General features: G+C 65.4%; 8 protein-coding genes, 2 pseudogenes and 1 riboswitch. Of the genes and pseudogenes, 6 read left to right on the forward strand and 4 right to left on the reverse strand.

The window, feature by feature from the left end:
* Positions 1-97: 97 nt before the first annotated feature.
* Positions 98-553 (forward strand): SRPBCC domain-containing protein, encoded by a 456-nt coding sequence (locus AB8Z38_RS23030; RefSeq protein ID WP_369720082.1) that lies wholly within the window; start codon positions 98-100, stop codon positions 551-553.
* A gap of 11 nt (positions 554-564) precedes the next feature.
* Here the strand turns inward: AB8Z38_RS23030 and AB8Z38_RS23035 are convergent, their stop codons facing one another.
* The gene (locus AB8Z38_RS23035; protein WP_369720083.1) at positions 565-1,734 is read right to left on the reverse strand and encodes a DNA topoisomerase IB; all 1,170 of its coding nucleotides are present in this window, start codon (positions 1,732-1,734) and stop codon (positions 565-567) included.
* Between the two features lie 400 nt (positions 1,735-2,134).
* Here AB8Z38_RS23035 and acs point away from each other — a divergent pair.
* Positions 2,135-4,080: pseudogene (gene acs / locus AB8Z38_RS23040) on the forward strand (acetate--CoA ligase).
* Between the two features lie 296 nt (positions 4,081-4,376).
* The gene (locus AB8Z38_RS23045) at positions 4,377-4,892 is read left to right on the forward strand and encodes a L,D-transpeptidase (protein ID WP_369720084.1); all 516 of its coding nucleotides are present in this window, start codon (positions 4,377-4,379) and stop codon (positions 4,890-4,892) included.
* A 53-nt stretch (positions 4,893-4,945) separates the two neighbouring features.
* Here the strand turns inward: AB8Z38_RS23045 and AB8Z38_RS23050 are convergent, their stop codons facing one another.
* On the reverse strand, positions 4,946-5,536 hold the full coding sequence (locus AB8Z38_RS23050; protein ID WP_369720085.1) for a thermonuclease family protein: 591 nt from the start codon (positions 5,534-5,536) through the stop codon (positions 4,946-4,948).
* An 88-nt stretch (positions 5,537-5,624) separates the two neighbouring features.
* Entirely contained in the window at positions 5,625-5,822 is a 198-nt protein-coding gene (locus AB8Z38_RS23055) for a DUF1674 domain-containing protein (RefSeq protein ID WP_369720086.1), read from the reverse strand.
* Positions 5,823-6,010: 188 nt separating this feature from the next.
* Between AB8Z38_RS23055 and AB8Z38_RS23060 the strand changes: the two are divergent.
* The 3 genes and pseudogenes from AB8Z38_RS23060 (at position 6,011) to purH (ending at position 10,989) form a co-directional block, all read left to right on the forward strand.
* Positions 6,011-7,356: pseudogene (locus tag AB8Z38_RS23060) on the forward strand (RsmB/NOP family class I SAM-dependent RNA methyltransferase).
* 156 nt (positions 7,357-7,512) lie between these two features.
* Positions 7,513-9,231 carry a heparinase II/III family protein gene (locus AB8Z38_RS23065; protein WP_369726578.1) on the forward strand — a complete coding sequence of 573 codons (1,719 nt, stop codon included), beginning with the start codon at positions 7,513-7,515 and terminating at the stop codon, positions 9,229-9,231.
* Between the two features lie 58 nt (positions 9,232-9,289).
* Positions 9,290-9,371: riboswitch (ZMP/ZTP riboswitch) on the forward strand.
* Between the two features lie 25 nt (positions 9,372-9,396).
* A complete protein-coding gene (gene purH, locus AB8Z38_RS23070) occupies positions 9,397-10,989 on the forward strand; it encodes a bifunctional phosphoribosylaminoimidazolecarboxamide formyltransferase/IMP cyclohydrolase (RefSeq protein ID WP_369720087.1) in 1,593 nt (530 codons plus the stop codon).
* A gap of 117 nt (positions 10,990-11,106) precedes the next feature.
* Here the strand turns inward: purH and AB8Z38_RS23075 are convergent, their stop codons facing one another.
* A complete protein-coding gene (locus AB8Z38_RS23075) occupies positions 11,107-12,495 on the reverse strand; it encodes an MFS transporter (RefSeq protein ID WP_369720088.1) in 1,389 nt (462 codons plus the stop codon).
* Positions 12,496-12,548 lie beyond the last annotated feature (53 nt).

Consider the following 12,548-nt stretch of genomic DNA (forward strand, 5'->3'; position numbering starts at 1 on the left):
GATGGGCCGGCTTTGTCACGGCCAATCCTTCACGGGCCGTCTTGACGGCCCGCTTAGGCGCCGCCATGTGCCAGTGTCAGCCCAGGGATGATCGCCGATGACCGACCCGTTCATAGTGCGACGCGAGACCCAGATTTCCGCCCCGCGTGCCACCGTCTTCGCCTATCTCACCGACCCGGAAAAGATCCTGAGCTGGATGGGCTCGGACGCGACCACTGAGCCGCATCCCGGCGGGCTCTATTTGCTCAAGGGCATCGGCCCGCGCGGCATCGCCGCGCGCGGCGCCTTCCGCGAGGTCGTGCCGGTACATCGCCTGGCCTACACGTTCGGCTGGGAGGGCGGTCAGGAAGTGCCGCCCGGCTCGAGCCTGATCGAGATCGACCTGATCGAGCGCGACGGCGGCACGCTGCTGCGCATGACCCATAGCGGGTTGCCGACCGAAGAGCAGGCCGCCGCACACGCAAAGGGTTGGGCGCATTATCTGGGACGGCTCACGAGCGCCGCCGCCGGCAGCGATCCTGGTCCCGACAAGGGTGTTTCCGACAAGGCATAGCGAGGCGCGGCTCAAACTGCTGCGGTCGCCACCACTTGCTGCAAAAGCTGCTCGCGCCGCGCCTGCGAGCGCTGGCCCTTCATGGTCGCGGCGAAGCGTTCGAGGATACCGTCCTCGAAGGCAGTGACGATGGTGTCGTGCACGTAGCTCTTGCGGCAGATCGCCGGCGTGTTGGAGAGCTTGTCGGCGGCGGCGCGGATCGCGTCCAGCACCTGCTTCTTGCGGCCGCGCTGGCTGGTCGCCGGCGTGATCCGCGACAGGGATTCCACGACAACGGCGGAAGCCATCAGCGTGCGAAAGTCCTTCAGCGAAATCTTGATGCCGGCGATCTCGCGCAGGAACGCGTTCACCTGCGTGGTGTTCACGGCCCGCACGATGCCCGAGGCATCGCGATACTGGAACATGCGCTTGCCGGGCACGCCGTTGAGGATGCCGATGGCGCGCACCAGCTTGGCCGCGTCGCATTCCTTGCGCACCGCCTTGCCACCTTTCGCCTTGAAGGTCAGGACAAGGCAGTCGTCTTCCAGCAAGACGTTGGACTTCAGCAGCGTGGTGGCGCCGCGGGTGCCGTTGAGGCGGGCATAGGATTCGTTGCCCGGGCGGATCGCGGTGCGCGCGATCAACTCGATCACGGCCGAGAGCGCGAACTCGCGCGTCGGCTCGTCACCGGACAGGAACGCCGAGACCTTGCGCCGGATCTTTGGCAGCGCGCCGACGAGCTTTTCCAGGCGATGCGCCTTGCGGTGCTCGCGGACCTTTTCCCAATCCGCATGATAACGATATTGCAGCCGGCCTGCGGCATCGCGCCCCACTGCCTGGAGATGCGAACTCGGATCGGCCGAATAGCGCACCTCGCGATAGGCCGGCGGAACCGCCATGGAATGCAGACGGCGGATGGTGCGGCGGTCGCGGATATGAGCGCCGTTGGGCCGGACGAAAGAGTAGCCCTTGCCGCGCTTGATGCGCCGGATTTTGAGCTCGTTCTGGTCGCCGAGGCGCAGGCCCAGCTCCTTGGCGATTGCCTCAACGGAAGTCGCGGGCGCCGTGTCGAAAGTCTTTTTGGGGCTGAGACGGCCCGAAGCGGCCGGTTTAGGCCATTGTCCGAGGGCTTTGGCCAGCGCAATAGCGGTGGGATCGGCTGAAGCGGGCTGTATCGTCCCGAGATTCTGCTGATCCATCATAGTCTTATGCCTTAGCCCTGCCTGTTATCGGTCAATGCCGCTGTTCTGATCTTTGTTCCAAGGGGTCTCTTGCGACCCGGGTTAGCCACTTAGGGTGTTCCGAACGGCATTGCGAGTCCCGAGTCAGTGAGAGACGGTTTCCAAGTACCTCCGGGCGGCGCATAGGGGCCCTGCGCCGACTGTTCTGGAGATTTGGGTAAAGAGCCAAAGGGCTGGGCGTGGCCTGTTTCAGATCTGCGACAGCCGGGCCGGGCGGCTTGATCCTGCGCATGGCCGGCTGCTCACCGAAGGTCCAGCTTGTGGTCCTTGTCGGGCCCGGTTAGCCCGACGCATAATCGGTTCAACGATCAAGTCGGCTTGCTCGTCGCTAGCGTTCGGCTCGCCGTATGTGGAGGGAAACATGTCCGAGAAGATCTACGACGTTCCGGCGGAGTGGGCGAAGCGCGCCTGGGTCGACCAGTCCAAGTACAAGCAAATGTACGCCCGCTCGATCTCGGACCCGAACGGCTTCTGGGCCGAACAGGCCAAGCGCCTCGACTGGATGAAGGCCCCGACCAAGATCGAAAACGTCTCCTTCGCGCCCGGCAACATCTCGATCAAATGGTTCGAGGACGGCGTCCTCAACGTCGCCCATAACTGCATCGACCGGCATCTGCACAACCGCGCCCACCAGACCGCGATCATCTGGGAAGGCGACGATCCCTCGCAGTCGAAGCACATCACCTACAAGGAGCTGCACGACGAAGTCTGCCGGATGGCCAACATCCTGCGCACTCGCAACGTCAAGAAGGGCGACCGCGTCACCATCTACCTGCCGATGATCCGGAAGCGGCCTATGCGATGCTCGCCTGCGCACGGATCGGCGCGATCCATTCCGTGGTGTTCGCGGGCTTCTCGCCCGACAGCCTCGCCCAGCGCATCAACGACTGCCAATCCAAGGTCATCATCACCGCGGACGAAGGCCTGCGCGGCGGCAAGAAGGTGCCGCTGAAGGCCAATGTCGACGCGGCGCTCGCCAAGGCCGACGGCGTCGACTGGGTCGTCGTGGTCAAGCGCACCGGCGGCAAGGTCGACATGAACCCGACGCGCGATCTCTGGTATCACGACGCAGCCGCGATGGTGACAACGGAGTGCCCGGCCGAGCACATGCACGCCGAGGATCCGCTGTTCATCCTCTATACGTCCGGCTCGACCGGCCAGCCCAAAGGCGTGCTGCACACGTCGGCCGGATACCTCGTGTTCGCTGCGATGACGCATCAATACGTGTTCGACTATCACGACGGCGACATCTACTGGTGCACCGCCGACGTCGGCTGGGTCACCGGCCACAGCTACATTCTCTATGGGCCGCTGGCGAACGGCGCGACCACGCTGATGTTCGAGGGCGTGCCGAACTATCCGGACAATTCCAGATTCTGGAACGTCATCGACAAGCACAAGGTCAATATCTTCTACACCGCGCCGACCGCGATCCGCGCGTTGATGCAATCGGGTGACGAGCCCGTGAAGAAAACCTCGCGCGCTTCGCTCCGCCTGCTCGGCTCGGTCGGCGAGCCGATCAATCCGGAAGCCTGGGAGTGGTATCGCCGAGTCGTCGGTGACGAGCGCTGCCCGATCGTCGACACCTGGTGGCAGACCGAGACCGGCGGCATTCTAATCACGCCGCTGCCGGGCGCGACCAAGCTCAAGCCGGGCTCGGCGACGCAGCCGTTCTTCGGCGTGGTGCCGGAGATCGTCGATGCCGACGGCAAGGTGCTGGATGGCGAGACCACCGGCAACCTCTGCATCGCCAAATCCTGGCCGGGCCAGATGCGCACGGTCTATGGCGATCACGCCCGCTTTGAGCAGACCTACTTCTCGACCTACAAGGGCAAGTATTTCACGGGCGACGGCTGCCGGCGCGATGCCGACGGCTATTACTGGATCACCGGCCGCGTCGACGACGTCATCAACGTCTCCGGCCATCGCATGGGCACCGCCGAGGTCGAGAGCGCGCTGGTCGCGCACGAGAAGGTGTCGGAGGCCGCCGTGGTCGGTTTCCCGCACGACATCAAAGGCCAGGGCATCTATGCCTATGTGACCCTGATGGCCGGCGTCGAGCCGACCGAGGATCTGCGCAAGGAACTCGTCACCTGGGTCCGCAAGGAGATCGGCCCGATCGCCTCGCCCGACCAGATCCAGTTCGCGCCCGGCCTGCCCAAAACCCGTTCCGGCAAGATCATGCGCCGCATCCTACGCAAGATCGCCGAGGATGAGCCGGGCAGCCTGGGCGACACCTCGACCCTGGCCGATCCCGCCGTAGTCGATGATCTCGTCAAGAACCGGCAGAATCGCAAGTCGGCGTAGACCCACATCGGTCATTCCGGGCGCGCGATGGCGCGGCCCGGAATGACCGTCGCTGACATCCTCACGCACTTGTCAGGACGCGCTCCCTCGCGCCCGCATGTTTCCCGCCGAGTGTTGTTTTCAAGTCATTTACTTTGTTTCGAACATTTCCTTTGTTCTCGCTGCTGGCCGGCCCTCGGCGGCCGCGCGTGGAAACCATCCGGTTAACAGGTGCGGTTAAGAATCTCTGGGCGAGCCGGCGATTGCCGGGTTCTGCGTCATTTTGAACGATCCGCTTGGGGCAAGGGGAAGTAGCGATGTCGATGAAGGTTGCTGTGGCGCTGGCCGCCACCATCGGGGCAGGGCTCGTGATGTCGACGGCGGCGCAGGCGCGGCCGGAAATGGTGGGGACGCACGTGGCCGACTATTCGCCAGGCACCATCGTGGTCAAGACCAACGAGCGGCGGCTCTACCTCATCCTCGATAGCGGCCACGCCGTGCGCTATCCGGTCGGCGTCGGCAAGTCCGGCAAGCAATGGGCCGGCACCACCCGCATCGACGGCAAGTACCGTAACCCGGCCTGGTCGCCTCCGGCCGAAGTGAAGCGCGACAAGCCGAACATTCCCGACGTGATCCCGGGCGGCTCGCCGCGCAATCCGATGGGCGTCGCCGCGATGACGCTGGCCGGCGGCGAATATGCGATCCACGGCACCAATGTGCCGGGCTCGGTCGGCGGCTTCGTCTCGTACGGCTGCATCCGCATGCTCAACGACGACATCACCGATCTCTACAGCCGCGTCTCGGTCGGCACGACGGTGGTCGTGGCGCGCTGATCGCCGGGACCAAAATCGAATTGAAAAGCCGCGTCGTTCACGCGGCTTTTTTGTTACCAGAAGCGCCAGCCGCGTGCGCACCAGCCGTCGCGATGACCGCCATTGTAGCTGCGCGCATAACCGCCCGCGAGCAGCACGGCCGAAACATTGGCGGTGTGTCTGGTCGCGACATCGGCGAGGACGCGCCCATATTTCTCGGAGCCGAGATTGTAGATCGTGACGCCGCCCTGGCCGAGCAGATTGCGCAGCGCGTCGGCGGCCGCTTCAGCTTTGTCGAGTTCCTGCTGGCAGGATGCTTTCATCTCGGGCGCATCGATGCCGCGCAGGCGAACCCGCGCGACGAGCTCGTGTCCGTCGCGTTGATGCACGCGTGCAAGAAAAGTGTCGCCATCGATGGTGCGGACGACGTCGACCGGCAGGCGGATGTCGGGATTGCCGGTTTGCTCAAGGATGGTCGCAGTATCCCGCGCGTGCCCGCCGGGAACATGCGGAACAGGCCAGTTCGCGCCATGCCGGAAGGTGACCACGACCGCCACCACGACGCCGACCACGAACATCCACGGCAATAGTCCGGAGAAGCGACGGCCGAACGGGGAGCGGTTGTACGAAGGTCGATACGGATTGCTGGGCTCGAAACGCGACATCTGCGCACGCTAGGGCTGAGTCGGCCGAACCGGCAAGAGAACTTGAAAACAAGAACTTCAAAACAAAAGAACTTCAAAACCCGAAGCTTCAGAAATCCGAGGCGATGCCTTTGCGCTCCCAATCACCATAACGGGTGGGCTCTGGCCCCTTCGGCCCTTGCAACTCCTTCGGCGCCGCCTCGGCATGCGCCGCAGCGGCCTGCCGCCGCGCCTCGGCTTCGGCCAGCGCGCGCTGGGCCGCCGGCGACAGCGGCTTGCGATCGGGAACGGTGGGATGGTCGGTCATCGCCTGGTCTCCTAGCGCAGGATCAATGGTCGCGCGACGTCCAATAACGCATTGCTGAAATGGCCGCGAAGGACTGAAAACGCCAGAGGCCATTCTTACATTTGGCATATTCACATGCCACATGTGCAGTTGTTAAGGCATGCGCCATTGCGGCGGAACTGCCGCTTCGCTCAGAACCTTGTTTCCGCATGCCATCTCAACGTTTCGCCCCTCCATCCGAAGTGCCCGGTCTCGCGGCGCGGCGGATCGCTGCCGACATCGTCGACGGCGTTCTGCACAAGCACCGCACGCTTGACGACCAGCTCGACGGCACCGGCGCCCACCCCGGATTAAAGACGCTCGCCGACCGCGACCGTGCGCTGATGCGGCGCCTGGTTGCGACCATCCTGCGCCGGCTCGGCACACTCGGCCATGTGCTGTCGCGCCTGCTCGAAAAGGGCATCCCGTCCGATGCGCCGCGCGCCCAGAGCGCGCTGCTGATCGGCGCCGCCCAGATCCTGTGGATGGACGTGCCCGATCACGCCGCCGTCGATCTCGCGGTGCGCCTAGTGCAGTCCGACCGGCGTGCCGCGCGCTATGCCGGCCTCGTCAACGCAGTGCTGCGCCGCTGCGCGCGCGAGGGCAAGGCGCTGGTCGAGGAAGTCGCCGCGCAATCGCTGGACCTGCCGCCTTGGCTGCTCGCGCGCTGGAGCGCGCATTACGGCGAGACTGTCGCAAGGGACATGGCGCTCGCGCTCGGCCACGAGCCGTCGCTCGATCTCACCGTCAAGTCCGACGCCGCGCAATGGGCGAGCCGGCTGCACGGCGAAATGCTGCCGACCGGATCGGTGCGTACGGTGCTGCACGGCGCCGTGACCATGCTGCCCGGCTTCACTGAGGGACAATGGTGGGTGCAGGATGCCGCCGCAGCGCTGCCAGCCCGGTTGTTCGGCGACATCAAGGGCAAGTCCATTGCCGATCTCTGCGCCGCGCCCGGCGGCAAGACCGCGCAACTGGCCCACGCCGGCGCGCATGTCACGGCGATCGACCGTTCGCCGGCCCGGGTGGCGCGCCTGCGCGAAAATCTGGCGCGATTGTCGCTCCAGGCCGAGACTGTCGTCGCCGACGCCGTGGAATGGGCCGGTCCCGCGGATGGATTTGACGGTATCCTGATCGACGCGCCCTGCACCTCGACCGGGACGATCCGCCGTCACCCCGACGTGTGCTGGCTCCGGCAGGAATCCGACATCGCCGCGATGACCACGCTGCAGCAGCGGCTGCTGCGCAAATCCATCTCGCTGCTCAAGCCCGGCGGCACGCTGGTCTACTGCACCTGCTCGCTGGAACCCGAAGAGGGCGAGTACGCCATCGCCGCGCTGCTGGCGGCAGAGCCTGGACTGCGCCGCGTGCCGATCGAAGCCTCCGAGGTCTCCGGGTTCAGCGAGATCATCACCGCCGACGGTGATCTTCGGACCCTGCCGAGCCATTTGCCGCACGCCGACCCGAAGCTCGGCGGGCTCGACGGATTTTTGCGGCCCGGCTCGTTAAATCCTGATTCTGCACCGGTTTTTCCTGCTGCGACACTGATTCGGGGCGTTTCAAGGTGGTGTCAGCCGACCGATTTTGGGATTAATAAGGATTCGTCGGAATCCTCTCCCCTTCAAGGCAAGGCGTGTCGGTCGCTCAACGCAGACGTATCTCGACGCTGGTGATGAACCGCTTCGCGCGGAACATGCTCGCGCGCGCGAGCGGCGGCTCCGTTGCGCTGTCGCGGGTGTGGCCCGGCCGGACCGACCGGCTGATCATCGCGCCGCACGATCTGCGCACCGCGGACGCGACGCGTGCCGCAGAGATCTACGCCGGGCGCTTCGTCTTCGCCGGCAAGATCGTCAACTGCCATGGCCGCTCGATCTTCGATCTCGATCCGCCGTCGGAGGATTGGGAGGTCGCGCTGCTCGGCTTCGGCTGGCTGCGCCATCTGCGCGCCGCCGACACCGCGCTGACGCGCGCCAATGCGCGCGCACTGGTCGAGGACTGGATTTCCAATCCCGCCAACAAGCGCCGTCCCATTGGACGCCGCGCCGACGTGCTGGCGCGCCGCGTGATCTCGCTGTTGTCGCAGGCACCGCTGGTGCTCAACGACACCGACAACAAGTTCTACCGCCGCTATCTGCGTGCGCTGGCGCGCGAGATCCGCCTGATGCGCTACACCATGGTCAACATTCCGGATGGAGTGCCGAAGCTCCAGGTGCTGATCGCGCTGTGCTACACGGCACTCTGCCTCGCCAACCAAGCCAGCCACATCCGCAGCGCGTCGAAGAAGCTCTCGGACGAATTGCAGCGCCAGATCCTGCCCGACGGCGGGCATATCTCGCGTAACCCCGGCGCGCTGATCGAGCTGCTGATCGACCTGCTGCCGCTGCGGCAGACTTTTGCCGCGCGCAACATCGCGCCGCCGCCGGCGCTGCTCAACGCGATCGACCGCATGATGCCGATGCTGCGCTTCTTCCGGCATGGCGACGGCAATTTCGCGCTGTTCAACGGCATGAGCGCGACGCCTTCCGACCTGCTCGCCACGCTCCTCGCCTATGACGACACCCACGGCACTCCGATGGCGAACATGCCGCATACCGGATTCCAGCGCCTCGATGCCGGCCAGACCACGCTGATCATCGATACCGGCCCGCCGCCGCCGGCCGGCGTCAGCCACGATGCCCATGCCGGTTGCCTGTCGTTCGAATTGTCGTCGGGCATCAGCCGCATCGTCACCAATTGCGGGATGCCGACCACGGGACGCGACAACTGGCGCCCGTTCGCCCGCGGCACCGCGGCACATTCGACACTGACCTATCACGACACCTCGTCCTGCCAGTTCGTCGAGATGTCGGCCATGAAGCGGCTGCTACATGGCGCGCCCGTGACCAGCGGCCCCGTCGAGGTCGAGAGCTATCGCGAGGTCGTGCAGGACGGCACGCTGCTCACGACTTCGCATGACGGCTACCTCGCCAAATTCGGCGTGATCTATCGCCGTGTGCTGATGATCGCCAATGACGGCGCGCGCATCGATGGCGAGGACATGCTGTCGCCGCCGCAAGGCGCGCGCCTCAGGGGCGCCGACGCCGATTTCGCGGTGCGCTTCCATCTGCATCCGGCCGTCAAGGCGAGCCGGCTGTCGGACGCCCGCGGCGTCATGCTGGTGCTGCCCAATCGCGACGTCTGGACCTTCGAGGCCCTCGACGACAAGGTCGATCTCGAGGACAGCGTGTTCCTGGCCGGCAATGACGGGCCGCGCCGCACCGCGCAGATCGTGATCCGCCAGGATGCCCGTCAGGCGCCCTCGATCCGCTGGAGCTTTGTCCGCTCGACCGCTTCGCCCACGGTCACCAACGCCCGCCGCAACGCCCGCCGCGAGCCGGAACTTCCGCTGTAGAGCGCGCGTTTCGGCCCCATCTGATCGTTGTGAAAATGGCCGAAAGCTGCTATCGAGCGCTCGTTCGCGCGACTGGCGACCTTGGATGGAGCACCATCGGGAAGCGCGACACATATCTGCCGCGCGCCTGGGCATAGACACTCCTTAAGACAGAGGATCTTGCTCATGACTGACCATCCCCGCCGCGTCACCCGCGCTCTTCTCTCCGTTTCCGACAAGACCGGCCTGATCGAATTCGCCCGGGCGCTTGCCGCGCATGGCGTCGAACTCGTGTCCACCGGCGGCACGGCCAAAGCGATTGCTGCGGCCGGCCTTAAGGTGAAAGACGTCTCCGAGTTGACCGGCTTTCCCGAGATGATGGACGGCCGCGTCAAGACGCTGCATCCGAAGGTGCATGGCGGCCTGCTCGCGATTCGCGACAACAAGGAGCATGCGGAGGCGATGAAGGCGCATGGCATCGCGCCGATCGATCTTCTCGTCGTCAACCTCTATCCGTTCGAGGCCACCGTCGACAAAGGCGCCGGCTTCGAGGAGTGCATCGAGAACATCGACATTGGCGGCCCCGCGATGATCCGCGCCGCCGCGAAGAATCATGATGACGTCGCTGTCGTGGTCGAGGCCCAGGACTACCAGGCCGTGCTCGACGAACTCGCCGCCAACAACGGCGCGACCACGCTGAAGCTGCGGCGGCGGCTTGCGGCAAAGGCCTATGCGCGCACCGGCGCTTACGATGCCGCGATCTCGAACTGGTTCGCACGTCAGCTCGAGATCGACGCACCCGATTTCCGTGCCTTCGGCGGCAGGCTGATCCAGTCGCTGCGCTATGGCGAGAACCCGCACCAGACTGCCGCGTTCTATGCGACGCCGGACAAGCGGCCTGGTGTCTCGACCGCGCGGCAGTTGCAGGGCAAGGAGCTCTCCTACAACAACATCAACGACACCGATGCGGCCTATGAGTGCATCGGCGAGTTCGACGCCAAGCGCACCGCGGCCTGCGTCATCGTCAAGCACGCCAATCCCTGCGGCGTCGCGGAAGGCTCCGATCTCGTCAGCGCCTACCGCAAGGCGCTCGCCTGCGATTCCACCTCCGCCTTCGGCGGCATCATCGCGATGAACCGCGCGCTGGATGCCGACACCGCGCGCGAGATCACCAAAATCTTCACCGAAGTGATCATCGCGCCCGATGCCAGCGAAGAGGCGATCGCCATCATCGGCGCGCGCAAGAATCTGCGCCTGCTCCTCGCCGGCAGCCTGCCCGATCCGCGTTCGCCGGGCCTGACCGCGAAGACGGTCGCCGGCGGCCTTCTGGTGCAGAGCCGCGACAACGCCGTGGTCGACGACATGACCTTCAAGGTCGTGACCAGGCGTGCCCCGACCGACGCCGAGATGCGCGACCTGAAGTTCGCGTTCCGGGTCGCCAAGCACGTCAAGTCGAACACGATCATCTACGCCAAGGATCTCGCCACGGTCGGTATCGGCGCGGGCCAGATGAGCCGGGTCGATTCAGCCCGCATCGCGGCGCGCAAGGCGCAAGATGCAGCCAGCGAGTTGAAGCTTGCCGAGCCGCTCACCAAGGGCTCTGTCGTGGCTTCGGACGCGTTCTTCCCGTTCGCCGACGGGATGCTCGCCTGCATCGAAGCCGGCGCCACCGCCGTGGTGCAGCCCGGCGGCTCGATGCGCGACGACGAGGTGATCAAGGCGGCCGACGAGCACGGCATCGCCATGGTGTTCACGGGAACCCGGCATTTCCGGCATTAAGGCTCACCACGCGGGTAGCCCGGATGAAGCGCAGCGCAATCCGGATCAGCGTCTCTGAAGCAGCAGGTTTCCCGGATTGCGCTGCGCTCCATCCGGGCTACGGGACGACGATGGGAGTTAGGACTCGCGCACCCGCATCAACAGCCCCAGCCCCGCGACGAAGAACACCACCAGCACGGCCATGCCGGCCTTCTGGCTCGCGGTTGCCGCAGTGATCAGGCCGATCAATAGAGGGCCGATGAACGACGTCACCTTTCCGGTCAGTGCAAACAGGCCAAAATACTGCGCGATACGGTCCTTCGGCGCGAGGCGGATCAACAGCGTGCGCGAGGCCGCCTGAAGCGGGCCGCCGGCTGCGCCAATCAGACAGCCCAGGATGACGTAGGCGCGCTCCGCGGCACCCGCGAACAGCGCACCTCCGGGCTCCGGTGGCGCAACTTTGACGAAGAAGATCGAGTCCTTGTCGACGAGAAGAATGGCCGCGAGCGCCAGCAGCAGGATCAGCATGCTGCCGGCGATGACGCGCTTCGGCCCCAGAAGCTCGTCGAGCTTGCCGCCAAGCCACGCGCCAAAGGTGCCGGCGATGGCGAGGATGATGCCAAACGTGCCGATCTGGATCGTATGCCAGCCGAAGGTGCCCGCGGCGTAGATGCCGCCGAATGCAAACAGCGAGACCAAGCCGTCGGTGTAGATCATGTTGGCGAGCAGAAATGCCGCCAGCGACTTCTGCTGCGGCAGGCTCTGTAGCGATTGCTTCAGTCCGGAGAGCCCCTCGCGCAGCGCCGCGCGCAGCGGTCGCTTCGCCGGATAATCCGGCGTGAACACGAACATCGGCGTCACGAAGACGATGAACCACAGCCCGGTCAACGGACCCGCGGCGCGGTCGCCTTCATGGCTGGCGGGATCGAGCCCGAACAGCGGCGAGAATCCGAGCAGCGTCCGCCCGGTCTCGGGATTGGCGGCGAGGAAGCCGAGCACGATGATCAGGCTGACGATGCCGCCGATGTATCCCGTGGCCCAGCCCGTGCCGGAGAGCCGGCCGATCCGCTCCGGTGGCACCAGGGTCGGCATCATTGCATTGTTGAAAACGGTGGCGAACTCCGCGCCGACGCTGGCAAGCGCGACCGCAGTGAGCAGCGGCGCAATGATGGTGTGATCCCCGGGCTTGCCGATCCAAAGCGCGCAGGAGGCCACCACCAAGACGGCGCCGAACGCCGCGATCCATGGCTTTCGCCGACCGGAGGCATCCGCGATGGCGCCTAACAGCGGCGACAGCAGGGCGATCGCCAGGCCCGCGGCAGCCATCGTGAAACCCCACAGCGATTGTCCGGTGGCAGGATCCGGCGCGACGCTCGTGGCGAAATAGGGCGCGAACACGAAGGTCGTGATCAGCGTGAAATAAGGCTGCGCGGCCCAATCGAAGAAGATCCAGCCGATGACGGCGGCGCGCGGCGGATAGGTCGGCTGAGCGACGGCCATGCGCGCATCCGGGGCGATCGTCGTCATCACGTAGTCCTCTTCACGAACAGTTTTGTCTCTCGTGGGGCAAACCGTATAGC

Origin of the sequence: Bradyrhizobium sp. LLZ17 (assembly GCF_041200145.1) — a bacterium.
GTDB lineage: Bacteria > Pseudomonadota > Alphaproteobacteria > Rhizobiales > Xanthobacteraceae > Bradyrhizobium.